Below are 25,482 nucleotides of genomic sequence, written 5' to 3'. Positions count from 1 at the left end.
TCCTTCTTGAAGAATAGTTTCAGGCTATATCTTTATTAGGCGGCAGGGGATCAATCTCTGCCGCTGCGGCTGCTACAATGCGCGCCCTGTTTTGCCGTGTCCGGAACCTGTTGATGAATCCCACTGAACGCCGCGCGCTCGCCGGCCTCGCCTCCCTTTACGTTTTCCGCATGCTGGGCCTGTTTATGGTGCTGCCGGTGCTGTCCCTCTATGGCACTGACTATATAGGCAGTACGCCGGCCCTGCTGGGACTGGCGCTGGGGGCCTACGGCCTGAGTCAGGCCATCCTGCAGATCCCGCTGGGCATGTTGAGTGACAGTTGGGGGCGGAAACCGGTGATATATACGGGGCTGGTGATATTTGCGCTTGGCAGCGTGGTGGCAGCGGCAACCGACTCCGTTTATGGGCTGATTGCCGGGCGGATGCTTCAGGGGGCAGGTGCTATTGCCGCTGCGACCATGGCCCTGGCGGCCGATCTGACCCGGGATGAGAACCGCGGTAAGGCGATGGCAGTGATCGGTGCGTCTATCGGTGTGGCCTTTGTACTTGCGGTGGTATTGGGACCTTTGCTGGCGGCGGCCGGCGGTTTACCGGCCATATTCTGGTTGACCGCGCTGTTGGCACTGTTGGGCATACTGCTGGTCTGGAAGCTGGTGCCTAATCCGAACCGGGCGGAGCGCCGGGCGCCGCAGCCGGGCGATTTTCGCAAGCTCTTGGGGCAGGCGCCGGTATGGCGGCTGGTAGGCGGTGTCTTTGCCCTGCATCTGCTGCTGACCATGATGTTTGTACCCTTGCCGCTGCTTCTGGTAGAGGAGCTGCACCTCGCCAGTAACCTGCACTGGAAGCTCTATGCACCGCTGATGCTGGGAGCTTTTATATTCATGCTGCCGCTGATGCGGATGGCGGAAAAGCGCAGCAAGGTGCCCGCAGCCATGCGGCTGGCGCTGCTGGGGCTTGTCTTTGGTGGTGTAGCATTGATGCCCCAGGTGCACGGCACCTGGATTATTGTCTGCCTGGGCGTATTCTTCCTGGCCTTCAACCTGCTGGAAGCACTGTTACCGGCCCAGCTGACCCGGGTGGCGCCGGCCGAGTGCCGCGGTGCTGCTACCGGACTCTATGCGACGTTCCAGTTCCTGGGCGCGTTTGTCGGTGGCACGCTCGGCGGAGTGGCCTTTGGCCACGGCGGGGCCGGCTCGGTTGCCACTCTGGCACTGGGGGTTTTGCTGCTCTGGTCCCTGGGCTGGTGGCAGATGCGGGCTTCCCGGACACCAGTGGTCAGCAGTTAAGCAAATCGAATATCCATATACCCGGCGGCGATCCGTGACGCCTCCCGGGCGAGTGTTGTATCCTGCTGGATAAAAATACACTGTTGGAAGCGTTCAGGCCTATTGCCGGCGGCGTTTCCGAATTCCGTAATTTGAATTAGTAATTTCACTGTGTCATTGACAGGCACACCGATAGGAGAGGCATATGGCCAGCAGGGGCGTAAACAAAGTAATTCTGGTTGGCAACCTGGGCGGAGACCCGGAAACCCGCTATCTGCCCAGCGGCGGTGCCGTCACCAACGTGACTCTGGCGACCTCCGAGACCTGGAAAGACAAGCAGACCGGCCAGCAGCAGGAGCGTACCGAATGGCACCGTGTGGTGTTCTTCAATCGTCTGGCGGAAATTGCCGGTGAGTACCTGCGCAAAGGCAGCAAGGTTTACCTGGAAGGCTCCCTGCGCACCCGCAAGTGGCAGGACAAGCAGTCTGGCCAGGATCGTTACACCACTGAAATCGTGGCCAGCGAAATGCAAATGCTGGACAGCCGCGGCGAACAGGGTGGCGGTGGCTTCCAGCAGGGTGGCCAGGGTGGATATGGCCAGCAACAGGGTGGTGGTCAAGGCGGTGGCCAGGGTGGCTACAACCAGGGCGGATACCAGGACGAATATGCTCAGGGCCGCTCGGCGCCGTCACCCATGGCACCTTCCCAGCCCCAGGGGCAGCAGGGCAACCCCATGGGCAACCAGGGCCAGTCCCAGCCTCCGGCCGGTGGTTTTGACAACAGTTTTGACGACGACATCCCCTTCTAAGACACAGGGTCGCGCATGCCCATGCTTCATACCGGCTACCAGCCGGACACCATTGCGCTGATCGGGGCCGGTAATGCCATCGACAGCGCGCTGCAAAAAGGGCTCCAGCGGGTTGGCTTCCGGGTGCAATTGCTCGGAGACGACCAGCTGGGTGAACTGCGCAAAGGCACTCTGGTGGTCAATGCTGCCGCTTGCGGTGGTGGTGCGAACCGGGCCCGGGCGGAGGCGGTTTGCCGCACCTTGCCGAACCTCCCATACAGTGCTGTCCTGCACCTCTCATCGTATTGCGTGCTGACCGGTGGCGGCGCGCGCAAGAAAATTGATGAAGATGAACCGCCTGCTCCGGAATCGGATAGTGGGCGGCGCTGGCTGGCCTGTGAAGATGCCTTGGCGGATGCGGAGAATGTCAGCATCCTGAGGTTGGGGTGGCTGGTGGATCGCAGCGATAAAGCACTGCTCGGCCGCGTAGTCCGGGCCATGTTGGCCGGCAGGCCGGTGGCGCTGGATGACGTCAGCCGAGGTAATCCGGTGACCGTATCCGATCTGGTTCGCGTGGTGACTGCCATTGTCCAGCAGCTGGCGAGCGGTGCGCCCCGCACTGGTATTTACCACTACGGCTCCGCGGATACCTGTACGGCGATGGAGTTTGGCTGTGAGGTGCTGGATCGGGTGAAATCTCTTTACGGAGAGGACTTTTCTGCGGATCTGGTGTCGCTTGAGGCCGATGCGGGTACATCGGAGAATACACCGCATGTGGAAAGCCGGTCGGTGGTACTCAGTTGCCTGAAAGTGCGGGATGTCTTTGGGATCCAGCAGCGCAGCTGGCGCCAGGGGCTGACTCGGCAGGTCGAGTTGTGGTTGGAGCGCCTGCAGAAAGCAGATGCCTAACACAAGCGTGTAAACAAAAAAGGGCGAACCTGTGAGGGTTCGCCCTTTTTTGTTTCAGCGGCTTTTGTTTTAGCGACAGAGGCCTCAGATTTTGTCGAAAATCAGGCTTGCGTTGGTGCCGCCGAAGCCGAAGCTGTTGGAGAGCGCACGACGGATTTCGGTCTCGCGCAGCTCGGTCACCAGGTCGAGGCCTTCCGCGGCTTCGTCCACGGTTTCCACGTTGGCGGATGCCGCGATAAAGCCATTCTGCATCATCAGCAGGGAGTAAATGGCTTCCTGTACTCCGGCAGCACCCAGAGAGTGGCCGGTCAGGGATTTGGTGGAGGCGAAAGCCGGTACCTTGTCCCCGAATACTTCTTTCATCGCGCGCAATTCAGCTACGTCGCCCACCGGGGTGGAGGTGCCGTGGGTGTTGATATAGTCCACACCGCCTTCCAGTCCCTTGCCATCCATACCGGCCAGGGCCTGTTGCATACAGCGTGCCGCACCCTCACCGCTTGGTGCCACCATGTCATAGCCGTCGGAGGTTGCGCCGTAGCCAACCAGTTCGGCGATGATGTTGGCGCCGCGGGCCTTCGCGTGCTCGTACTCTTCAAGTACCACACAGCCGCCACCACCAGCGATGACGAAACCATCCCGGTTGGCGTCGTATGGACGAGACGCCTTTGCCGGCGTGTCGTTGTACTTCGAAGACAGGGCGCCCATGGCGTCGAACAGGTGCGTCAGGCTCCAGGCCAGCTCTTCACCGCCGCCGGCAAAGATGACGTCCTGCTTGCCCATCTGGATCAGTTCGGCACCGTGGCCGATGCAGTGGGCGGACGTGGCACACGCGGACGAGATGGAGTAGTTCACACCCTTGATCTTGAAGGGGGTGGCAAGGCAGGCAGATACGGTGCTGCCCATGGTCTGCGGTACCCGGTACGCACCAACTCTGCGCACCCCTTTGGTTTTCAGAATCTCAGCTGATTCGATAACCGCGGTGGTAGAGGTTCCGCCGGAGCCCATCACCAGGCCGGTGCGGGGGTTGGAAATATCGGATTCTTCCAGTCCCGCCATAGCAATGGCTTCCGCCATCGAAATGTAGGCGTAAGCTGCGGAGTCGCCCATAAAACGCAAATGCTTGCGGTCGATGTGCTCTTTGAAATCGATATCTACCACGCCCGCCACCTGGCTGCGCAGTCCCAGTTCCGCGTATTCATCCATATAGCGGATGCCGCTGCGGCCGGCTTTCAGGGAGGACAACACTTCCTGGGTGTTGGTACCTATACAGGAAGTGATGCCCATTCCGGTAATGACTACCCGGCGCATAGTGATCTCCAGTAAAACTTGTCTAGTGAATCGTTATTGTTGTGTTTGGTCCGGCTGCCGACTTAAAAATTGTCGGTGCGGGTGAAAAGGCCTACGCGCAGGTCTTTTGCGGTGTAGATCTCACGGCCATCCACGGATACGGAACCGTTGCCGATGCCCATTACCAACTTGCGCTCTACCAGGCGGCTCATCTGGATATGGTATGTGACCTTCTTCGCGGTCGGTAGGATCTGGCCGGTGAATTTCACTTCGCCGCAACCCAGTGCGCGACCGCGGCCGGGGTTGCCTTTCCAGGCCAGGAAGAAACCGAGCAGCTGCCACATGGCGTCGAGTCCGAGGCAGCCGGGCATTACCGGGTCGCCGGGGAAGTGGCAGTCGAAGAACCAGAGGTCCGGGGTGATATCCAGCTCCGCAATCAGTTCGCCTTTGCCGAACTCTCCGCCGTCCTTGGAGATTTGTGTGATGCGATCGAGCATCAGCATGTTGGGGGCTGGGAGCTGGGCGTTACCCGGGCCGAACATCTCTCCACGGCTGCTGGCCAGGAGCTCTTCACGGGTGTAGCTGCTTTTTTGAACGAAATTACTCATTGGGTCCCCGACTCTGGGCATTTTATACACGTGCCGGCATTCTAAGGGCTAAGGATAGCTTGTCCAGTCGGTCATAAACCTTTTTGTGACCGGATTTGTCTCAATTAACCCTTGACGGAGATTTGCCCTTTGATCGGAGCTCTGTCTAACTTCAGCGCAGGCCCCGTCGTTGTTGGGCTGATCCTTGCTACTTTTTTATGGTAACTTGCCGGGAATCGGTGCGGGAGTGTACCGATCGCCGAGAACTGTTCAGGGGGAAAAATGCTCAAGAAGTGTCTGTTTCCGGTTGCCGGGTACGGTACGCGCTTTCTGCCCGCGACCAAGGCCATGCCCAAGGAGATGCTACCACTGGTGAACAAGCCCCTGGTGCAGTACGGGGTAGAAGAGGCGATACAGGCGGGGCTCACAGAAATCGGTTTTGTGACCGGGCGCGGCAAGCGCGCGATCGAGGATCACTTCGATACCAATTTTGAGCTGGAGCACCAGATTGCCGGAACCGGCAAGGAGCGCTATCTCGACAGCGTTCGCTCCGTCATCAATGAAGCCAGTTTTTCCTATACCCGTCAGGGCGAAATGCGTGGCCTGGGGGACGCTATTTTGCAGGGGCAACGCCTGGTGGGCGATGAAGCATTTGCGGTTGTCCTCGCGGATGACCTGTGCCTGAATGACGGCGATGGTGTACTGGCACAGATGGTGCAGTTGTATAACCAGTTTCGTTGCAGCATTGTCGCTGTGGAAGAGGTTCCAAAGGATCAGATCCACAAGTTCGGTGTCATTGCCGGCAATGAAATCAAGCCCGGGTTGTTTCAGGTTACCGATATGGTGGAAAAGCCTGCGGCTGAAGATGCACCGAGCAACATGGCTATTATTGGCCGTTACATCCTGACACCGGATATCTTCGATATTATTCGCGAAACATCGCCAGGCAAGAATGGCGAAGTTCAGATTACCGATGCCTTGCTGGCGCAAGCCGGGAATGGCTGTGTACTGGCCTATCGATTCAAAGGTCGTCGCTTTGATTGCGGCTCTGTTGACGGCTTTATCGAGGCCACCAATTTTGTTTATAAAAATATTTACTTGTCCGAGGGGGAAGGACATAAATGACAGAATTAACTTGTTTCAAAGCTTATGACCTGCGCGGCCGTGTGCCGGATGAACTCAATACTGATGTGGCCTACCGGGTAGGTCGCGCCTTTGCCCAGTTCCTCGGCGCTCGACGTGTGGTGGTGGGGCATGATATCCGCCTGACCAGCGGCGAGCTGACGGATGCGCTGGCAAATGGCCTGCGTGATGCGGGTGCCGACGTGTACCACATTGGCGAGTGCGGTACCGAAGAGGTTTATTTCTCTACGTTCCACGGTGATTTTGATGGTGGCATCTGTGTCACCGCCAGTCACAACCCGATGGATTACAACGGTATGAAGTTCGTGCGCTCAGGTTCCCGGCCGATCAGTGGTGACACCGGGCTGCTGGATATCAAGCGCCTCGCGGAGGAGAACGATTTCGCCGCGGTAGAAAAACGCGGTGAAATGCACACGTTTGCGCACCGTGCAGACTTCGTGAAACACCTGCTGGGCTATGTGGATGTATCCGAACTGAAGCCGCTGAAGCTGGTAGTCAATGCGGGCAACGGTGGCGCAGGTTCAGTAGTGGATGCGTTGGCTCCGCACCTGCCGTTTGAGTTCGTGCGTGTTAACCATGAGCCGGATGGCAACTTCCCGAATGGTATTCCCAATCCGATCCTGCCGGAAAACCGGGCTTCAACGGCAGAAGCGGTTAAAGCCAGTGGTGCTGATTTCGGCATTGCCTGGGATGGCGACTTCGATCGCTGCTTCTTCTTTGACGAAAGCGGTGATTTTATCGAAGGGTATTACGTGGTGGGCCTGCTGGCGGAAGCCTTCCTGGCCAAGCACCATGGCGCCAAGGTGGTACACGACCCGCGCCTGACCTGGAACACTGAGGATATCGTGCGCAGCGCGGGCGGTGAGCCGGTGGAAAGTAAAACCGGTCACGCATTTATTAAAGAGCGCATGCGCAAAGAAGATGCCATTTACGGCGGCGAGATGAGTGCACACCACTATTTCCGCGATTTCGCCTACTGTGACAGCGGTATGATTCCGTGGTTGCTGGTGGCTGAACTGGTGAGCCGTAGCGGCAAGCCCTTGTCGCAGCTAGTGGGTGAGCGTATGAAGGCGTTTCCGTGCAGCGGTGAAATCAATTCCAAGGTCGAAGACCCGAAGGCGCTGTTACTGGCTGCAGAGGAAAAATACGGGGCCGGCGCTAATAGCGTTGAGCATGTAGACGGCCTGAGCGTTGCCTTTGACGATTGGCGATTCAACCTGCGTATGTCCAATACTGAGCCGGTGGTTCGTTTGAACGTTGAATCCCGTGGGGATGAGGCGTTGATGAAGGCCAAGACTGAAGAGCTGCTTGGCCTGATTCGCGGGTAGCTTTACTTCGTATTTGGGTATGGTGGCGGCCCTGCTGCCGAGAACCCTTTGCTGGACACGCCGTAAACCCATCCCTGGGGGCTCGGCTGCGGCCGTCCTGGCCGCAGACGGTCCTGCAAAGGGTTCTCGGCATCAGGGCCTTCGCATAGAAATTTTGTGCTTCGTGATTCCCGCGTGAGGCGAAGTGTAATTGTAGGATGCGAAGGAGGGGTGCCGGGGACGGGTTTTCAGGAGCGTCGCAAACAGGATGTTTGCGCCGCAGCGCCCAGGGATGGGTTTACAGCGGTCCTGAAAACCCGTCCCCGGTACCGCGCCGCCAGTGCCCCAGCTTCTCAAGCGCACAAACAAAAAGCCCCGGCATTGCCGGGGCTTTTTGCATTAAACAGTTCGTTCAATTGAAAAGCTAGCAAGTTGCTGTAGGGCTGTTTTGTATTCGCCATCTGGCAAAAACTCGAGCTTTTCGAGTGCAAGCTCTACTTCTTTCTTTGCGCGATCAAATGTGTAATCCAAAGCACCGCAAGCCTCGATTGCCGCAACAATCTCCGATAACTTGTCTGCGGATTTCTGCTCGATAGCTTCCTTTACCAGCGCCGCCTGCTCTTCGGTGCCATTGGCCATCGCGTAAATCAGTGGCAGGGTAGGTTTGCCCTCGGCCAGGTCGTCACCCACGTTCTTGCCCAGTTCTTCCGAATTGCCGCGGTAATCCAGCGCATCGTCCACCAGCTGGAATGCGGAGCCGAGGTGACGGCCGTAGAGTTTCAGGGATTGGCGTTCTTCAGCGCTGCAGCCGGCGAGTACTGCCGCTGTTTCGCAGGCCGCTTCGAACAGGGCGCCGGTCTTCTTGTGGATAACTTTCAGGTAGTTTTCTTCGGTAACCGCCGGGTCACCTGCATTTACCAGCTGCTGTACCTCGCCCTCGGCAATCGTATTGGTGGTGTCAGACAGGATCGCCATGATGTCCATATCCTGCAGGGCAACCATCATCTGGAAGGCGCGGGAATACAGGAAGTCGCCTACGAGGACTGCGGGCGCATTGCCCCATTGGGCGTTGGCGGTGATACGGCCGCGGCGCAAATCTGAAGTGTCTACCACGTCATCGTGCAGGAGGGTGGCGGTGTGGATAAACTCGATAATGGCCGCCAGGTCGATATGGTTCTGCCCCTGATAGCCGGCTGCACGGCTGCACAGGAGTACCAGCAACGGGCGCAGCCGCTTGCCGCCGGCCTCGACCAGATAATGGCCGATGTTCTCCACAAGCGGGACATCAGAGTGCAGTTGATCGATGATGCGTTGATTGACCGCGCTAAAGTCGTCAGCGGCCACCCGGTGGAAAGGCAGCATGGGCAGTTTCCTTGTTGTACTCCGTTAAAGACCCGCGGCAAGGTAATAGGAACCTCCGCATAAGTCCATGACCTCTTTCCGTGAGGTTGTCTTTGGTGGCTGAAACTGTTCACTATTGTATCAATCGGGCGAATTGATTAGAATCTGCGCCCCGCTCGATCCGGGTCTGTCCCATTTGGGAAGGTCTACGAGCCGGGAAGACGTTTTAAACAACACGGCGCAAGCTCCCGAAATGCTGGCTAGCCGGTCATATGACCCTACAGCTGCTTCGTGTCGTCCATTTTGTTGGAGCATAGAAATATGTACGCTGTTATTGAAAGCGGTGGTAAACAGCACCGTGTAGAAGAAGGCGAAGTTCTGCGCCTGGAAAAAATTGAAGTGGCTACCGGTGAATCTGTCGATTTCGACAAGGTTCTGATGGTAGTTGACGGCGACGCCATCAACATCGGCGCGCCGGTTGTGGAAGGCGCCAAGGTGACTGCAGAAGTGCTGAGCCATGGTCGCGGCGAAAAGGTGAAAATCATCAAGTTCCGTCGTCGTAAGCACTCCATGAAGCGTCAAGGTCACCGTCAGTGGTACACCGAAGTTAAAATCACTGGCATCAAGGCATAAGCAGAGGAGTAACGACTCATGGCACACAAGAAAGCTGGCGGTAGTACGCGAAACGGTCGCGATTCCGAAAGTAAACGCCTGGGCGTGAAGCGCTTTGGCGGCCAAGCTGTCTCCGCAGGCAGCATCATCGTTCGTCAACGCGGAACCAAGTTCCACGCTGGTGTTAACGTTGGTATGGGCAAAGATCACACCCTGTTCGCTACCGCTGATGGCGTAGTGAAGTTTGAGGTGAAAGGCGCCAACAACCGTAAGTTTGTTTCTATCGAAACAGCCTAAGTGGCACTGAAAAGCTACTGCGCAAGCGTCTGATGGCGTCCGGCGGTGCTCGCAATGCTCACGTACTTCAGTACGCTCCGCTTGCTCCGCTCCGGCGGTCACCAGCAGCCACTCGCTCGCTACGCTTTGCAGCGCCCCTTACGGTCGCCAAATAAAAAAAGCCCCGCAATCGCGGGGCTTTTTTGTATCTTGCCCACTTTTCTGTATTTATCCTGGGCAAATTACACTGAAGACCGGGTAACCGGTAAGTAGAGTCATGAAATTTGTAGATGAGGCGCCGATCAAGGTGCAGGCCGGCAACGGCGGTAAAGGGTGTTGTAGCTTTTGGCGCGAGAAGTTCGTTGCCAAGGGTGGGCCCGATGGCGGTGACGGCGGCGACGGCGGCTCCGTATATCTGATGGCTGACGATTCACTGAATACATTGGTGGATTATCGCTACCAGCCCAATTACCAGGCCCAGAATGGCGAAGCAGGGCGCGGGCGCAACTGTACCGGGGCCAAGGGCGAAGACCTTGTGCTGAAGGTGCCAGTGGGCACTACCGCCATTGACGTGGACACCGGGGAAACCCTGGGAGATCTGCTGGAGGTAGGGCAGAAGCTGCTGGTGGCCCAAGGTGGATTCCACGGCATCGGTAACACGCGCTTTAAGTCCAGTACCAACCGCGCGCCACGTCAGACGACCCCGGGCTATCCCGGAGAGGCCCGCAACCTCAAGCTTGAGCTCAAGGTACTTGCGGATGTCGGTATGCTGGGATTGCCAAATGCAGGCAAGTCCACGTTTATTCGCGCCGTATCGGCGGCGAAGCCGAAAGTAGCGAACTACCCGTTCACGACGCTGGTGCCGAACCTTGGTGTGGTGAAGGTGCAGAAATATCGTAGCTTCGTGATTGCCGATATTCCGGGGCTGATCGAAGGCGCTTCCGAGGGGGCGGGACTGGGTATTCGCTTCCTCAAGCACCTGACCCGCTGCCGGGTTCTGCTGCATTTGGTGGATCTGTCGCCGTTCGACGGCTCGGATCCGGTGCAGAATGCACTCGCCATCGAGCGCGAGCTGGAGGCCTTCAGCCCCACCCTGGCTGGCCGTGAACGCTGGCTGGTGCTGAACAAGACCGACCTGGTGCCGGCGGATGAGCTGGAGGATCGGTGTCAGGGTATCGTCAATGCGTTGGGATGGCAGGGACCGGTATTCCGTGTGGCTGCCATTCGCGGCGAGGGTACTGATGTTCTCTGCGGCCAGCTGATGGACTACCTGGAAGATATTCATCAGCAGGAAGAGCTGGATGGCGACCTGTTTGAAGCGGAGCAGGAAGCTCAGCGGCAGATGCAGCGCGAGGCGCGTGAGCGTATCGAGGAAGTGCGTCTTGCCCAGCGGGCCAAGCGCAAGGCAGGTGAAGGTTTCACTGAAGAAACCGATGAAGATGACGAAGATTGGGACGACGATGACTACGACGTCGATATAGAATACCGGCCATAAGTCATCTGTTGCGCCCCGCCCAATAGCTGCGGGGCGCAGTCCACATCACGAGGAAGAAATGGATTCCATCTCGGCACGCCAGCAACTACCCGCCAGCAAGCGCTGGGTTGTAAAAATCGGCAGCGCACTGCTTACGGATAACGGGCGCGGGGTCAATCGCGCAGCGATCCACAACTGGGCCGGGCAGATCGCGGCCCTGCGCCGCCAGGGGATTGAAGTGTTGCTGGTGTCCTCGGGAGCGGTGGCTGCAGGTATGGATCGCCTGGGCTGGCGCAAGCGCCCGGAATCCATTCATCAGCTCCAGGCGGCAGCTGCCGTCGGCCAGAGCCACCTGGTACAAGTCTACGAGCACGCTTTCGGCCAGTTTGACTGTCGCACCGCACAGATCCTGCTGGATCACGACGACCTCTCCAATCGCACCCGTTACCTCAATGCCCGCAGTACCCTGAAGACCCTGCTGTCTCTGGGGGCGGTGCCGATCATTAATGAAAACGATACGGTGGTGACCGATGAGATCCGCTTCGGCGACAACGACACTCTGGGAGCTCTGGTGGCCAACCTGGTGGAGGCAGATGTGTTGCTGATACTGACCGATGCGGATGGCCTGTTTACCGAAGATCCGCGGGACAACCCGGCCGCCGAGCTGGTGGCGGAGGCGGTGGCTACCGATCCCCGGCTGGTGGCAATGGCGGGAGGCTCTCGCAGTGGCCTGGGGCGTGGCGGCATGGCCACCAAAGTGCGCGCCGCGCAGCTGGCGGCGCGCTCTGGTGCGCGCACGGTGATTGTGGGGGGCACTATGGACTCGGTGATTGAGCGGGTTGCCGCCGGTGAGTCGCTGGGGAGCCTGTTGTTGCCAGAAGCGGATCCGCTCACTGCGCGCAAGCGCTGGCTTGCGGGCCAGTTGCAGGTGCGCGGTCGCCTGTTGCTCGATGCCGGCGCGGAACAAGCGTTGCAGGCAGCCCAAGGTAAAAGTTTGCTGGCGGTAGGTGTCACTGCAGTTGAGGGGCGCTTTCAGCGCGGTGACCTGGTGAGTTGTTGCGGCACTGACGGCGTGGAGATTGCCCGGGGGCTGGTGAATTACGACAGCTCCGAGGCCCAGAAGATTCAGGGCCACCCATCAGAGCGTTTCGTCGAGTTACTGGGGTATCGCGATGATGACGAGCTGATCCATCGCGACAACCTGATTTTGCTCTAGCGGCCGGGAGGCTGATGCCATCTGTATGTGTGGAATTTGAGGCAATAAAAAACCCCGCCGTGGCGGGGTTTTTTATGCTCAGGGAGCGGGCTGTCGGATAAATCAGGCAGCCAGCTTCTTGATCTGGGCATTCAGGCGGCTCTTATGACGAGCAGCCTTGTTTTTGTGAATGATGCCTTTGTCAGCCATACGGTCAATGACCGGCACAGCAGCTGCATACGCAGTTTTGGCTTTTTCCGCATCACCTGCATCGATGGCCGCAACTACCTTTTTGATGTAGGTGCGCACCATGGAGCGCAGGCTGGCGTTGTGATTGCGGCGCTTTTCGTTCTGGCGCGCGCGTTTCTTCGCTTGAGGTGAGTTGGCCACCGGTTGCTCCTGTCTGGAATCTGTAAAACTCGAACATCGGGCCGGGGGCCCGTTTGGGACGCGACATTATCCCCAGCGTTGGTTGTTTGTCAACCGCTCAGATCAGCAGAATGTGACTGCTCCGTGATCAATGTCTCGGTGCTGTCTGCGCTGCTGTTCACCGGGGCAGTGTCAGGCCGAATGTGACGCCCTGGCCACCCTCCTGATTGCGGGCCTCGAGGCGGCCTTGGTGGAAGTCGGCAATCAGGCGGGCAATATGAAGCCCGAGACCGAGATGGCCGGCCTTGCCGCCGTCGTCGCGTACTGATACCAGCGAGTCGAACAGCTTTTGTCCAAAGCCCGGAGGGAGTGGTGGGCCGATATTGCTCACCGCAACCTCGAAGGTGTGTGCAGTTTCGGTGAGCCCGATCGTGATTTCGCTGCCGGCGGGCGCAAAGCTCACCGCGTTGTCCACCAGCTTGTCCAGCAACTGGGCCAGTAGCTCCGGAGCGCCGTAATAGGGTTTCGGGCCCTCAGGGCTGTGCAACTGGATCTTGTGCGCCGGATGGGCATCGGCGTAGCACTGGGCAAGTACCTGTAACAGGTCAACGAGATCGAACTCCTCCTTGTCTGCCTGGCTGATACTGGCCTCAAGGTGGGTGGCCGCGGACAGTGCATTCAGTATCGACGACAGGCGCGCACTGCCATCCGCAGCCCGCTCGGCGTAGCGGCGGCTGTCCGGATCCAGTTCTCCGGCGTTGAGGTTGTCGAGGGAAGAGCGCACTACGGCCAGTGGAGTACGCAATTCATGGGAAAGCTTGCTCGCCAGGCTGCGCAGGTACTGGTGGTAGTGATCCAGCTCCGCAAGCAGGCTGGCAAAGGCGCGATTTAGAGCGCCCAGCTCATCTTTAACCAGCGGGCGGGGGAAGTCGCCGCGCAGGCGTCCACTCGCATCCACTGCGTTGCGGGCTGCCCGGTGCAGCGTACGGATGCGCCAGGACAGCCAGCTGGCATAGCCAAGCAGTAGCAGCAGGACCAGTCCAGTGGCGCCGGCCGTCGTCAGCCACAGGCGCCTGGCGGCGGATTCGGTCAGGGACTGCACTGCACTTGCGGATTGGGCTGCGATGACCCGGCCGAGCAGGGGGCGCTCAATGATGTCGTCGGCGCGGGTGATCACCGGCACACTGACGGCGCCGATACGCTCATCGCCGGTGCCGGCTGCACTGAACCATTTACCCGCGGTTTTCCGGTTCATGGTCAGGCTGTCGGGGTAGCGGTCCTCTGGCAATGGCGGCAGGTTGTTGGTGCCGAGAATCTGTCGATACAGCCAGGCCTTCAGCCAGTGTCCCGGGGTATCCTGCGGCGAGTCTGTGTCTTCCTCTGAAGCTGTGCCTGCTTCGGAGCTATGTCCGCTGTGGGCCAACACAAACCCTTCCTGATCCACCACCGTCAGCCGCAGGTGCGGGCGTGCGAAATGTTCCAGCTCTTGCTGCAGCGTCGGCATCGGCTCGATAAGGGCGCCGGGGCGGCCGTCGGCGGGCAGCGTGCTGGTTGCGCGTGCCGGTTTCCCGCCGCGGCTGTCTTCCCGGTCGAGTATGCGCACGGCCAGTTCGCCCCCGGTCAGGGCGAGGGGGAATTTCAGTTCCAGTTGATAGCCCTGGGGAGATGATGTCCAGCGGCCGCGGAGCCGGAGCTCCCGTTCATATTTGCCGCTGCGCGCGTTGTGCCACATGGCGTAGGTGGGCCCCTGACTGGCCACTGGCAGCGTATAGCGGTGATTGGCAGTGAATAGCTCGACGGTGTCGCCGCTGGAAACCATGCCACTGCGCGGGTCATGGTAGCTCGGGCTGCGATCTTTCACTGTCAGAAGCAGGAATACCTGCGTACCGTGCCTGCCGAGGGTGATCTGGGCGAAGGGATCCCCGTCTTCACCGGTCAACTGTCGCGGGCTTAATTGTTGCAGTCGCCACTCCTCGCCGTAGCCGTCGAGCCGTGGCGCTTGGGGTAGCGGATTGAGGTACAGCTGCGCGCCGGGCGGGCGGCCGCTGCGGGTGGGGTCAGGTGCGATCAGTTGCGGTGCACTGGCGAGACGTGCCGCGATCGCGCTACTGGTGGCCTCAAGGGTCTGCATCTGCCCCTGGGCCAGGGCCTTGTCGACCTGGCGCAGGTACTGGCAGCCGGCCCAGGGCAGTGCGAGGGTGAACAGACTGAGCAGAACCAGTTGGCGGCGAAGGTTCAAAATACTTTCCCGGAATAGTCTTTTGTCAGACCTGCCAGCGATACCCCATGCCATACGCGGTGCTGATGGCATTGAAGTCGCTGTCCAGGCTCTGGAATTTGCGGCGGATCCGCTTCACATGAGAGGTGATGGTGTTGTCGTCCAGCACCACCCGTGCGGCCTCCATCAGTTGGCTGCGGGATTTTACGTGCCCGGGGCGCTTGGCCAGGGCGTGGACGATCCAGAACTCGGTCACCGTCAGGTCTACCGGCTCCCCCTGCCAGTGGCAGTGGAGCCGGGAGACGTCGAGGGCGAGATCGCCCTGGGTGAGCAGGTCACTGGCATCGGTCTGTGACTGCATCACGCTGACCCGGCGCAACAGCGCGCTGATGCGGGCCTGCATATGCGGTAGGGAAATGTCCTTGGTGAGGTAGTCGTCGGCGCCCAGGCGCAGCCCGGAGATAATATCGAGCTCGGAGTCCCGCGCGGTCAGAAACAGGATCGGCAGGGTTGGTGCCATGGCGCGCAACTCGCGGCACAGGTCGAAACCACCTTCAATTTCCGCGCCCAGCCCAACGTCGATGACCGCGAGATCCGGCAGCCGCTGGCGAAACGCCTCCAGTGCCTGTGGGCGTGTGTGGTACAGGTTGACCTGGTATCCCGTGCGGCGCAGGGCGTCGCGGTAGTTTTCGGCGATGGCGATTTCGTCTTCGACGATGGCAATGGTGGGGCTGCTCATAGTGGGGTCGGCACCGGATTTATACAGTTATTGGCGCAAAATCATGCCCGATTGTCGGGGGGGATGGCAAAGATATGTGGTGGGCTGAAAAAGGCGCGCAGCAGAGCCGCGCGCAAGGTTACATCTTACAGGGTTGCACTGTTGGAGATCGGGTTCCCCGCGGCGCAGGCTTTTGTGGAGCGCTGCACCGTGGGTGATAGGGGGCCTGCGATAGCGGCTTAGAAGTTGCCGGCCATGGACTCCGGGGCGGCGAAGTGGATGTCTACCCGGCGCTCCAGGGCGTAGGCATCGACATCGCCCTTGGCGGCCTTGGACTGGCTGGCGCCTAGGGCGCGACGGCTGATGCGCTCGGGGGCAACACCGTAGGCTTCCAAAGCGCGCTGGACACTGAGGGCACGCTGGTCGGACAGGACATTGTTGTAGCCGTCGCTGCCGCGGGGATCGGAGTGTCCTTCCAGTTGAATCTGTAATTGCGGGTGGCGAACCAGGAAATCGGCCATGGCGGCCACCTGGCGCTCCTGGGCTTCCGCCAGCTGGTCGTCCCCGGTGGTGAACAGCATTTGAAACTGGAGGCTGTCGAGGGCGAGCTTCTGGGCATCGTTGGCTGACAGCTGCGCTGCGTCCAGTTGTTGTGCAAGGTTGCCCAGTTCTGCGCGGCTTTCGGTCAGTTGAGTTGCGAGCATGTCAGCCTCTTCTGCTTGCTTGATCTGTTCGCCCAGCCAGGCTCCACCAAGGGCGCCCGCGATAAAACCGACCGGGCCACCTACGGCAGCGCCCGCTACTGCGGCGCCGGTAAATACAGTGGCCTGCTTGGCCGGGGTCAGGGCAGAGCCCTGGTGTCTGTTCTCGGAGTCAGTGGCGGCCACGGCATTCAGGGTCAGACTGCTCAGGGTTACTGCCATCAACATCTTTTTCATGATCGTGTTCCTTGCGAATATCGGTTTGAAATGGACTGCTCTTTTCCGGGTGGGCTGTGTGTCCTGCCCGGTTGAGAGTCATTTAAACCTCGCAAGGAGGCACTAGCGTGGCGCCAGCGGGGCGAATTCCGCAACAATTATGACGAATTGTGGCGTCCTGCCCTGTGATTCAGTTCCGGCTCCGGCGATTTAACGCTGGCGATTTTGCCGGCGGTGATAGCGCCGGTCGCGCGGAGCGTCTATGCGTACCCGGACCCTCTGTGGGCGCGGCCCTGCGGCAACCACAGCGTACAACAGGATCGCCAGAATCAGTGCAATAATCAGTGCGTTTAATGTCATTCCGTTTCTCCGGTGTTGCCGCATCTCCCTGCGGCTCGCTCACTGCTTGTTTTGAGTATAGTTCCGGTTGGCGCCAAAAGTAGGGGGCACTCCACAGTCTGCAGTCTGACCGGGGATTGCGGTAGACTTGCCGGCCATTGCGGGCTCATTTTGTCCCGCTGTTTTTCGCAACAGGAACTCAGGGACGTGACACAGACACCGCCGGATCAGCAGTCGCCCGAACAAAACGTGCGAGTCAGGAAAGATAGTCCCCATCGCGGCCTGTTGCGGGGAACCTCCGTTGTTGGCAGCGCCACCTTGCTCTCCCGGGTACTGGGGTTGGCGCGAGATATCGTATTCGCCCGCTTTACTGGCGCCAGCGACGCGGCCGATGCCTTTTTTGTAGCATTCAAAATCCCGAATTTTTTCCGGCGCCTGTTTGCCGAGGGCGCTTTCTCTCAGGCCTTCGTGCCAGTACTGGCTGAATATCGGCAGAAAGGCGGTATTGCCGCGGTACGGGAGTTGAACGACCGCGTAGCCGGTGCCCTGGGTGGCACCCTGCTGTTGGTGACGCTGTTCGGAGTGCTCTGTGCGCCGCTGGTGGCCGGTTTGTTCGCATTCGGTTGGTGGTGGGGCGGCAACGAGCCGGAAAAGTTCGCCATGGCCAGCGACATGCTGCGGGTTACCTTCCCCTATCTGATGCTGATTTCTCTGACCGGGTTCTCCGGGGCGATCCTGAACAGCTTTGATCGTTTTGCGATTCCGGCGCTGACTCCAATCTTTCTGAATCTCGTACTGATTGCCGCCGCCACGGTGGCAACGGGCTGGTTTGAGCCACCGATCATGACCCTGGCCTGGGGGGTGTTGGTTGCCGGGGTGGTGCAGCTACTGTTCCAGATCCCGTTCCTCGTTGGCCAGGGCTTGTTGCCGCGGCCGCGCTGGGACTGGCAGCACCCGGGTGTGCGCAAGATCCTGCGGCTGATGGCGCCGGCGATTTTTGGCGTGTCGGTAACCCAGATCAGTCTGGTGCTGGATACGATACTGGCGTCTTTTCTGCCCACGGGGTCGGTGACCTGGCTGTATTTTTCTGATCGCCTTACCGAGTTGCCGCTGGGTGTCTTCGGCGTGGCCGTGGCCACGGTGATTCTGCCGAACCTGTCGCGCCAGCACGCCAGTGGCGACCCGCGGCGCTTCCGTCACACAATCGACTGGGCTCTGCGCAGCGTGACCCTGATTGCGCTGCCGGCCGCGGTAGCGCTTTTTGTACTTGCCGAGCCTTTGCTGACGGTACTCTTCCAGTACGGCAATATGACCCCTCGCGACATGCAGATGGCTGCATGGTCACTGCGTGCCTATACCTTCGGCCTGCTGGCGTTCATGTTGATCAAGGTGTTGGCGCCCGGATACTTCGCCCGTCAGGACACCGCCACCCCGGTGCGCTTCGGTCTGATCGCCATTGCGTCCAAAATGGTACTGAGCCTGCTGTTTGTGGTACCTCTGCATATGTACTTCCAGCTCGGGCATATGGGACTGGCGATGGCAACCGCAGGGCAGGCCGCGCTCAATGCCTGGTTGCTGTACCGAGGTTTGCGCCAGGGCGGCGTGTACAGCCCTGAAGCGGGTTGGAAGGCCTATCTGTTACGCCTGTTGCTGGCCAACCTGGCCATGGCGGCGGTGTTGCTTGGTCTTCTGTACCTCTGGCCGCACTGGAACGATTGGGGGTGGTGGCAGCGTGCGTTGCGCATGGGAGCTGTAGTGACGGCCGGGGGCGCGACCTATGGTCTGGTTCTGTTGGCCAGTGGCCTGCGTCCGCGGCATTTCCGGGCCACATCATGAGCGCAAATCCGTTATACTGCGCCGCTTGATTTTGCAAGGGTGAGTGAAGCACTGTGACCGAGCAGCGAGAGCTGATTCGCGGGTTACACAACCTGCGGCCGTGCCACCGGGGATGTGTGGCGACCATCGGCTCATTCGATGGAGTCCATCTGGGGCATCAGGCCATTATCAGTCAGCTGCGGGCGAAATCGGCCGCGGCCGGCTTGCCGTCGGTGGCGATAATCTTTGAGCCCCAACCGCACGAGTACTTTTCCGGTGAGCGGGCGCCAGCAAGGCTGATGCGCTTCAAGGAAAAAGTACTGGCGCTGTTTGATGCCGGTGTGGATCGAGTGCTCTGCCTTCAGTTCAATGAACGCCTGCGCAGTCTGAGCGCAGAGGCCTTTATCCAGCAGGTGCTGGTGGACGGGCTGGGAATTACTCACCTGGTGGTTGGCGATGATTTTCGCTTTGGTTGCGATCGCAGTGGTGATTACCAACTGCTGCAACAGGCCGGCGCGGTGTCCGGCTTTACGGTGGAAGATACGGCGACGCTGGAAATCGTCGGTGAGCGGGTCAGTAGTACCCGAATCCGCGCGGCGTTGCAGGATGCGGATTTCGCGCTGGCGGAACGCCTGCTCGGCAAACCCTACCGGATTACCGGTCTGGTAGCCCGGGGCCGCGCGCTGGGGCGTCAGCTCGGTGCGCCGACCGCGAATGTGCGCCTGCACCGCTACTGTTCACCCCTGGTGGGTGTGTATACGGTGACTGCTCGCCGCACCGATGGCCGCCCGATGCAGGAGGGCTGTATGGAAGTGGCTGGTGTGGCCAATGTGGGCTTCCGTCCTACTGTAGAGGGCGAGGGTGCCAAGCCGCTGCTGGAAGTTCACCTGTTTGATTTTAGTGGTGACCTGTATGGTCGTGAAATCGCAGTAACTTTCTGCCACAAACTGCGCGATGAAGAGAAGTTTGAGTCACTGGATATTCTTAAACAGAAAATCGCCGAAGATATAGAAAACGCAAAAGCGTGGTTTGCCAACCGCAAACCGGGCTAGATGAAATTACCCCATCGCGTCCGACAAAGTATTGGACTTTGATGCGAAGACAGAGCGCCGGGTGCAGGTTTTCAGGAGCGTCGGCGACAGGAAGTCGCCGCCGCAACGCCCAGGGATGGGTTCACAGTGGTCCTGAAAACCTGCACCCGGTGATCTGTCGCCACTAAATTTGATTTAGTGGTGCCCCGGAGCTTGAGAGAGGACCTCTGATTTGAGTCCGGTGGCGCGGAAGCAATGGGTATCAGGTTTCAAAATCGCTGCGAGTACATCCATGTACGCTCTGGCGGTGACTTCCATGTCACCGACGGTTTTGAAACCTGATCCCCATCACTCCCGCTTCAATTCTTAGTGATGCGCTTCGTAAGCGAGGCAGCAAAAGTGCTGAGAAGTTTTGAGCAACTATTTTTTGAATTGCTACAACCGAAGTAGATAACCAATGACCGATTACAAAGCGACCCTGAATCTGCCCGAAACCGACTTCCCCATGCGCGGCAACCTGCCCCAGCGGGAGCCGGCGATTCTGAAAAAATGGCAAGAAGGCAAGCTGTACGAAAAAATCCGTGCAGCCCGTGCCGGTCGTGAGCAGTTCATCCTGCACGATGGCCCTCCCTACGCCAACGGTGATATCCATATCGGTCACTCGGTTAACAAGATTCTGAAAGACATCATCGTCAAATCGAAAACCCTGAGTGGTTACGATGCCCCCTACGTGCCCGGTTGGGACTGCCACGGCCTGCCCATCGAGCACAAGGTCGAGCAGAAAGTCGGCAAGGCCGGCGTAAAGGTGGACCACAAAACCTTCCGCCAGAAGTGCCGCGAGTACGCTGCCAAGCAGGTAGAAGGTCAGAAAAAAGATTTTATCCGTCTCGGTGTATTCGGCGAGTGGGACAACCCCTACCGCACCATGGATTTCGAGTTTGAGGCCGACATCATTCGCGCGCTTGGCCGCGTGGTGAAAAATGGTCACCTGGCGCGCGGCTTCAAGCCGGTTTACTGGAGTGTGGTCGGCGGTTCCGCGCTGGCGGAAGCGGAAGTGGAGTACCAGGACAAAACCTCTTTCTCCATCGACGTCTGCTACCCGGCCACTGAAGAAACCGCACTGGCGATTGCCGATGCCGCGGGCGGTCACGCCGGCGACGGCCAGCTGTCCGTGGTCATCTGGACTACCACGCCCTGGACCCTGCCTTCTTCCCAGGCCGTATCCGTCAATGCTGAGCTGGAATATGTCGTCGTACAGGTTGGCGACAAACGCCTGTTAGTCGCGGAAGCGCTGAAAGACGCCGTACTTGCCCGCGCCGGGCTGGAAGGTGATGTTGTTGGCCATATCCGCGGCGCCGCGCTCGAGCACCTGAAGATCAGGCACCCGTTCTACGACAAAGAACTGCCCATCATCCTCGGCGACCACGTCACCACTGACGCCGGTACCGGCTGTGTGCATACCGCACCGGATCACGGCCCGGACGACTTCAATGTGGGCAAGCGTTACGGCATTGAGACCCTGAACTACGTAGACGACAACGGCGTTTTCCGCGATGCCGTGCCGCTGTTTGCCGGCGAGCATGTGTACAAAGTGGACGGCAAGATCGTCGAACTGCTGAAAGAAAAAGACGTGCTGCTGCACGAAGACAAGCTGCTGCACAGCTACCCGCACTGCTGGCGTACCAAAACCCCGCTGATCTACCGCGCCACCCCGCAGTGGTTTATCAGCATGCAGCAGAACGACCTGCTGGATCACGCCCAGAAGGCCGCCGATGCAGTCGAGTGGATCCCGGGCTGGGGTAAAGCGCGCATCGACTCCATGCTGGATGCGAGCCCCGACTGGTGTATCTCCCGTCAGCGTACCTGGGGCGTGCCCATCGCACTGTTCGTGCACAAGGAAACCCACGAAATCCACCCGGAAACCCCGGCACTGATGGACAAGGTTGCCGAACTGGTGGAAAAAGGTGGCATGGATGTGTGGTTCGACCTGGATGCCAAAGAGCTGCTGGGTGACGACGCTGACAACTACCAGAAAGTGACCGATACCTTGGACGTGTGGTTCGATTCCGGTGTGACCCACTATGCGGTACTGGAGCGCCGTGACGGCCTGCGCTTCCCGGCGGATCTGTACCTGGAAGGGTCCGATCAGCACCGTGGCTGGTTCCAGTCCTCGCTGAAAACCTCCATCGCGATCAACGACTGCGCACCGTACAAGCAGGTGCTGACCCACGGTTTCACCGTGGATGCCCAGGGTCGCAAAATGTCCAAGTCCATCGGCAATACCGTGGCGCCACAGGATGTGATCAACAAGCTGGGCGCGGACGTACTGCGCCTGTGGGTTTCGGCTACTGACTTCAGCGGTGAGATGGCGGTATCGGACGAGATCCTGAAGCGCACCGCGGATTCCTACCGTCGCCTGCGCAACACGGCACGTTTCTTCCTGTCGAACCTGGCCGGTTTTGAACCCGAGAAAGACCTGCTGCCGGTCGATGAGCTGCTGGCACTGGATCGCTGGGCACTGGACCAGGCGGCAAAGTTGCAGGAAGAAATCGTTGCGGCTTACGACCGCTACCAGTTCCACCAGATTTACCAGAAGCTGCACAACTTCTGTGTGGTTGAGATGGGTGGTTTCTACCTCGATATCATCAAGGATCGCCAGTACACCACCCAGGCAGACAGCGTTGCGCGCCGTTCCGCGCAAACCGCGCTGTATCACATTGTGCAGGCTTTCGTGCGCTGGGTTGCGCCGATCCTGAGTTTCACTGCAGAAGAGTTGTGGCAGTTTGTTCCGGGCGCCAGTAGCGAGAGCATACTGCTGGAAGAGTGGTATCAATTCCCGGAACTGCCGGCTGAAGCTCTGATGGACGCCGAATTCTGGGATGCTATTGCCGACGTCAAGACGGCGGTGAACAAGGTCCTCGAAGAGCAGCGCGGTGCCGGTAATATCGGCGGCTCTCTGCAAGCGTCGGTTACCCTGTTTGCCGATCCGGCTCTGCAGGAAAAACTGGCAGCGCTCAAAGATGAGCTGCGCTTTGTCCTGATCTGCTCCTCCACCTCCGTGCAGCCGCTGTCTGATGCTGCGGGAGCGGAGGAGACTGAGCTCACTGGACTGCGCGTGGCGGTAAATAAAGTGGATGCGCCCAAGTGTGGCCGCTGCTGGCACTACCGTGAAGATGTGGGTAGCAACAGCGCGCACCCGGAACTCTGTGGCCGCTGTGTCGAAAACGTGAGTGGCTCCGGTGAGGTTCGCCAGTATGCTTAACATCTTGCGCGCGCCCTGGCGCTGGTACCTGCTGTCGTTTGTGGTCATCCTGCTGGATGTCGCCACCAAGGTATGGGCCGTCGACAAGTTTATGTACGGTCCGGCCATGCAGATTATCCCGGGCCTGCTGCAATTTACCTATGCGGAAAACTACGGCGCGGCATTCAGTTTTCTGGCGGATGCCGGAGGCTGGCAGCGCTGGTTTTTTGGTGCCGTAGCCCTGGGTTTTAGTGCCGTCGTGATCCTGTGGATCTGGCGGCTGCCCGCGGTCAAGCGCTGGGAGCCCGCAGCTCTGGCCCTTATTCTCGGTGGGGCTATTGGTAACTTGTGGGACCGTGTGGTGCTCGGCTATGTGCGCGACTTTATCTCCGTGTATTACGGCAACTGGCATTTCCCGGTATTTAATGTCGCGGATATGGCGATTTCCGTTGGTGCTGCGATGCTGGTGATTGAATTGCTGTTTTTCAGCGACCGCGCCAACAAAACATCAGAAAACAGTGCAGAAGTTTAAAGGCAGTATTCATGAGCAATAACGTGATCGGCGAACACAGCCGCGTAACCCTGCACTTCAGCCTCAAGCTGGATGATGGTTCCGTGGTGGATTCCAATTTCGAGGGCGATCCCGCTACCTTTATCGTTGGTGATGGCAATTTACTGCCGGGGTTCGAGCAGGCCCTGTTTGGTCTGAAGGCCGGCGATGAAGCGGAAATTGAAGTTCCGCCGGAAGCGGGATTTGGCCAGCGCAATCCTTCCAATATCCAGACCGTTCGCCGGGATCACTTCTCTCCGGATATGGAGCTGGAAGAAGGGTTGGTTGTCTCTTTTGATAACGGGAGTGGCGAGCTGCCTGGGGTTATCCGCAGTATTGGCGAAGACGAGGTAGAGGTGGATTTCAATCACCCACTTTCGGGTCAAACCGTTTTCTTTCACGTAAAAATTCTCGAAGTGGCCTCGGTCAACTAGATCGATTGTCCACCAGCAAGGGTTGCAACAGCATGCAAATTCGCCTCGCTAATCCACGCGGCTTCTGTGCCGGTGTTGACCGGGCCATCGATATCGTCAATCGCGCACTGGACGTCTTTGGTGCGCCGATTTACGTGCGCCACGAAGTCGTACACAACAAGTTCGTGGTCGACAGCCTGCGTGAGCGCGGTGCGGTGTTTGTCGATGAGCTTCACGAAGTACCGGACGATGTGATTGTCATCTTCAGTGCTCATGGCGTGTCCAAGGCAGTGCAGAAAGAGGCCGTCGACCGTGGGCTGAAAGTGTTTGATGCTACCTGCCCGCTGGTCACCAAGGTCCATATGGAGGTGAGCAAATTCGGCAGTGACGGCAGCGAGTGCATCCTGATCGGCCACGAAGGGCACCCGGAAGTGGAAGGGACCATGGGGCAGTATGATGCGTCCAACGGTGGCGCCATCTACCTGGTTGAAGACGAGGCGGATGTGGCGAGGCTGGAAGTGCGTGACCCCGACAACCTTACTTATGTCACCCAGACCACGCTGTCTGTGGATGATACATCCCGGGTGATCGATGCCCTGCGGACCAAATTCCCGAACATTCGCGGCCCGCGCAAAGACGATATCTGCTACGCAACCCAGAACCGCCAGGATGCTGTGCGACAGCTGGCCCTGGAGTGCGGATTGGTGTTGGTTGTCGGTAGCCCCAACAGCTCCAATTCCAATCGACTGCGCGAGCTGGCCGAGCGCTGTGGTTCCGAGGCCTATTTGATTGATGGTCCGGAGTGCATCGACGAAAAGTGGTTGCAAGGCAAGACCGCTGTTGGCATTACCGCTGGTGCGTCCGCGCCGGAAGTACTGGTTGAGCGGGTGATCCTGAAGCTCCGTGAGCTGGGGGCTGAGGCTCCGGCTGAAGTGGACGGAATCCCTGAGAATATCAGCTTTTCCCTGCCTAAAGAGCTTCGCTGAGTCCTTCCTTCCCCCTGTTTTCAACTCCTTCCTTCTAATACCTCTTCGGGTCGACCACTGGTCGGCCTGTTACTCCCGTTCGTAAGTTTTTAGAACTATAGTTCCACTTTGGCGTTAAAATCATTTCCTCGTGGCGCCTATTTCTTTGGCGCTAATTTGAATAAACAAAATACAGTGCAGTGAACATGACGCTCCCAAGACATTCCGCGGGTTTCACCCTGGTAGAGCTGATGGTAACGATTGCGATTCTTTCGGTCGTCATTGGTTTTGGTGTCCCCTCTTTTAATACTCTGGTCAAAAACTATCGGATAACCACTACATCCACTGACACGGCGGGTTTACTGCAGTTCGCGCGGGCAGAAGCTGTGCGCCTGGGCGGTGGTGTCCGAGTAAGTGCTCTCGACAATGACATCAATAAAGGCCTGAGGGTATGGGTCGATGGTAACAGCAACAACAGTTTCGACAGTGGCGAAGAGCTGAGGGTTGTCAGTTCAATACCCCTGAGCCTAGCGGCGGATATCGGCGGAAATGAGGCTTCGCAACTACAGCTCGTATTCAATGCCCAAGGGGAAACAGACCTCGCAAGCAAGTTGACCTTGGCTCTGTGTGATGACCGCTCAGGCGCGTACGGGCGTGTACTCGAGGTCTTGGTCTCTGGAGCTATGCGTGTGTTGGTTAATACCGCTTGCTCCAACTGAGGTG

Annotated in this window: 24 protein-coding genes; 16 read left to right on the top strand and 8 right to left on the bottom strand. The window is 58.9% G+C overall.

The annotated features are described in order from the left end of the window. Positions 1-113 precede the first annotated feature (113 nt). From LC093_RS14860 to LC093_RS14850, 3 genes are all read left to right on the top strand, one after another. Positions 114-1,286 carry an MFS transporter gene (locus LC093_RS14860; RefSeq protein ID WP_226666400.1) on the top strand — a complete coding sequence of 391 codons (1,173 nt, stop codon included), beginning with the start codon at positions 114-116 and terminating at the stop codon, positions 1,284-1,286. 184 nt (positions 1,287-1,470) lie between these two features. Next, the gene (ssb, locus tag LC093_RS14855; protein WP_226666398.1) at positions 1,471-2,073 is read left to right on the top strand and encodes a single-stranded DNA-binding protein; all 603 of its coding nucleotides are present in this window, start codon (positions 1,471-1,473) and stop codon (positions 2,071-2,073) included. 15 nt (positions 2,074-2,088) lie between these two features. Next, entirely contained in the window at positions 2,089-2,961 is an 873-nt protein-coding gene (locus LC093_RS14850) for a sugar nucleotide-binding protein (protein ID WP_226666396.1), read from the top strand. An 84-nt stretch (positions 2,962-3,045) separates the two neighbouring features. On the opposite strand, the gene fabB is transcribed toward LC093_RS14850, so the two are convergent. Further along, the gene (gene fabB, locus LC093_RS14845; RefSeq protein WP_226666394.1) at positions 3,046-4,269 is read right to left on the bottom strand and encodes a beta-ketoacyl-ACP synthase I; all 1,224 of its coding nucleotides are present in this window, start codon (positions 4,267-4,269) and stop codon (positions 3,046-3,048) included. A 62-nt stretch (positions 4,270-4,331) separates the two neighbouring features. Further along, on the bottom strand, positions 4,332-4,856 hold the full coding sequence (gene fabA, locus LC093_RS14840) for a 3-hydroxyacyl-[acyl-carrier-protein] dehydratase FabA (RefSeq protein ID WP_226666391.1): 525 nt from the start codon (positions 4,854-4,856) through the stop codon (positions 4,332-4,334). Between the two features lie 261 nt (positions 4,857-5,117). Here fabA and galU point away from each other — a divergent pair, with 261 nt between their 5' ends. Both galU and LC093_RS14830 read left to right on the top strand, forming a co-directional pair. After that, complete coding sequence (gene galU / locus LC093_RS14835; protein WP_226666389.1) at positions 5,118-5,960, top strand: UTP--glucose-1-phosphate uridylyltransferase GalU; 843 nt, start codon at positions 5,118-5,120, stop codon at positions 5,958-5,960. Further along, entirely contained in the window at positions 5,957-7,306 is a 1,350-nt protein-coding gene (locus LC093_RS14830; protein WP_226666386.1) for a phosphomannomutase, read from the top strand. The genes galU and LC093_RS14830 overlap by 4 nt, the downstream gene beginning before the upstream one ends. Positions 7,307-7,684: 378 nt before the next feature. On the opposite strand, the gene ispB is transcribed toward LC093_RS14830, so the two are convergent. Beyond that, positions 7,685-8,647 carry an octaprenyl diphosphate synthase gene (gene ispB, locus LC093_RS14825; protein WP_226666384.1) on the bottom strand — a complete coding sequence of 321 codons (963 nt, stop codon included), beginning with the start codon at positions 8,645-8,647 and terminating at the stop codon, positions 7,685-7,687. A 300-nt stretch (positions 8,648-8,947) separates the two neighbouring features. Between ispB and rplU the strand changes: the two genes are divergently transcribed. The 4 genes from rplU (at position 8,948) to proB (ending at position 12,204) form a co-directional block, all read left to right on the top strand. Further along, positions 8,948-9,259 (top strand): 50S ribosomal protein L21, encoded by a 312-nt coding sequence (gene rplU / locus LC093_RS14820; RefSeq protein ID WP_226666382.1) that lies wholly within the window; start codon positions 8,948-8,950, stop codon positions 9,257-9,259. Positions 9,260-9,277: 18 nt separating this feature from the next. Further along, entirely contained in the window at positions 9,278-9,535 is a 258-nt protein-coding gene (rpmA, locus tag LC093_RS14815; protein WP_010132157.1) for a 50S ribosomal protein L27, read from the top strand. Between the two features lie 256 nt (positions 9,536-9,791). After that, complete coding sequence (gene cgtA, locus LC093_RS14810) at positions 9,792-11,009, top strand: Obg family GTPase CgtA (protein WP_226666379.1); 1,218 nt, start codon at positions 9,792-9,794, stop codon at positions 11,007-11,009. Positions 11,010-11,067: 58 nt separating this feature from the next. Next, a complete protein-coding gene (gene proB, locus LC093_RS14805; RefSeq protein WP_226666372.1) occupies positions 11,068-12,204 on the top strand; it encodes a glutamate 5-kinase in 1,137 nt (378 codons plus the stop codon). Between the two features lie 102 nt (positions 12,205-12,306). Here proB and rpsT read toward each other — a convergent pair whose 3' ends face one another. The 5 genes from rpsT to LC093_RS14780 all read right to left on the bottom strand — a co-directional run bounded on the left by rpsT (position 12,307) and on the right by LC093_RS14780 (position 16,765). Beyond that, positions 12,307-12,573: a 30S ribosomal protein S20 gene (gene rpsT / locus LC093_RS14800; protein ID WP_226666362.1), complete on the bottom strand. Its 267-nt coding sequence runs from the start codon at positions 12,571-12,573 to the stop codon at positions 12,307-12,309. Between the two features lie 157 nt (positions 12,574-12,730). Further along, positions 12,731-14,791: an ATP-binding protein gene (locus LC093_RS14795; RefSeq protein ID WP_226666359.1), complete on the bottom strand. Its 2,061-nt coding sequence runs from the start codon at positions 14,789-14,791 to the stop codon at positions 12,731-12,733. Positions 14,792-14,816: 25 nt separating this feature from the next. Further along, entirely contained in the window at positions 14,817-15,509 is a 693-nt protein-coding gene (pdsR, locus tag LC093_RS14790) for a proteobacterial dedicated sortase system response regulator (RefSeq protein ID WP_226666357.1), read from the bottom strand. A 218-nt stretch (positions 15,510-15,727) separates the two neighbouring features. Beyond that, positions 15,728-16,426, bottom strand: a complete 699-nt coding sequence (locus LC093_RS14785) for an OmpA family protein (RefSeq protein ID WP_226666355.1) — start codon at positions 16,424-16,426, stop codon at positions 15,728-15,730. A gap of 189 nt (positions 16,427-16,615) precedes the next feature. After that, complete coding sequence (locus tag LC093_RS14780) at positions 16,616-16,765, bottom strand: hypothetical protein (RefSeq protein WP_226666352.1); 150 nt, start codon at positions 16,763-16,765, stop codon at positions 16,616-16,618. 186 nt (positions 16,766-16,951) lie between these two features. Here LC093_RS14780 and murJ point away from each other — a divergent pair, with 186 nt between their 5' ends. From murJ to LC093_RS14745, 7 genes are all read left to right on the top strand, one after another. After that, complete coding sequence (gene murJ / locus LC093_RS14775) at positions 16,952-18,580, top strand: murein biosynthesis integral membrane protein MurJ (RefSeq protein WP_413231511.1); 1,629 nt, start codon at positions 16,952-16,954, stop codon at positions 18,578-18,580. Between the two features lie 53 nt (positions 18,581-18,633). Next, a complete protein-coding gene (gene ribF / locus LC093_RS14770) occupies positions 18,634-19,611 on the top strand; it encodes a bifunctional riboflavin kinase/FAD synthetase (RefSeq protein ID WP_226666350.1) in 978 nt (325 codons plus the stop codon). Positions 19,612-20,047: 436 nt separating this feature from the next. Next, complete coding sequence (gene ileS / locus LC093_RS14765; protein WP_226666343.1) at positions 20,048-22,852, top strand: isoleucine--tRNA ligase; 2,805 nt, start codon at positions 20,048-20,050, stop codon at positions 22,850-22,852. Beyond that, a complete protein-coding gene (gene lspA / locus LC093_RS14760) occupies positions 22,845-23,363 on the top strand; it encodes a signal peptidase II (RefSeq protein WP_226666334.1) in 519 nt (172 codons plus the stop codon). Before ileS ends, lspA begins: the two co-directional genes overlap by 8 nt. 11 nt (positions 23,364-23,374) lie before the next feature. Continuing rightward, positions 23,375-23,815: an FKBP-type peptidyl-prolyl cis-trans isomerase gene (locus LC093_RS14755; protein WP_226666332.1), complete on the top strand. Its 441-nt coding sequence runs from the start codon at positions 23,375-23,377 to the stop codon at positions 23,813-23,815. A gap of 32 nt (positions 23,816-23,847) precedes the next feature. After that, positions 23,848-24,780 (top strand): 4-hydroxy-3-methylbut-2-enyl diphosphate reductase, encoded by a 933-nt coding sequence (ispH, locus tag LC093_RS14750; protein WP_226666328.1) that lies wholly within the window; start codon positions 23,848-23,850, stop codon positions 24,778-24,780. A gap of 185 nt (positions 24,781-24,965) precedes the next feature. Continuing rightward, positions 24,966-25,478: a GspH/FimT family pseudopilin gene (locus LC093_RS14745; RefSeq protein WP_226666327.1), complete on the top strand. Its 513-nt coding sequence runs from the start codon at positions 24,966-24,968 to the stop codon at positions 25,476-25,478. The last annotated feature ends 4 nt before the right edge of the window (positions 25,479-25,482 follow it).

This window comes from Microbulbifer aggregans (assembly GCF_020524005.1).
Classification (GTDB): Bacteria; Pseudomonadota; Gammaproteobacteria; order Pseudomonadales; family Cellvibrionaceae; genus Microbulbifer; species Microbulbifer aggregans_A.
This window is presented reverse-complemented; position numbering and strand designations above follow the sequence as displayed.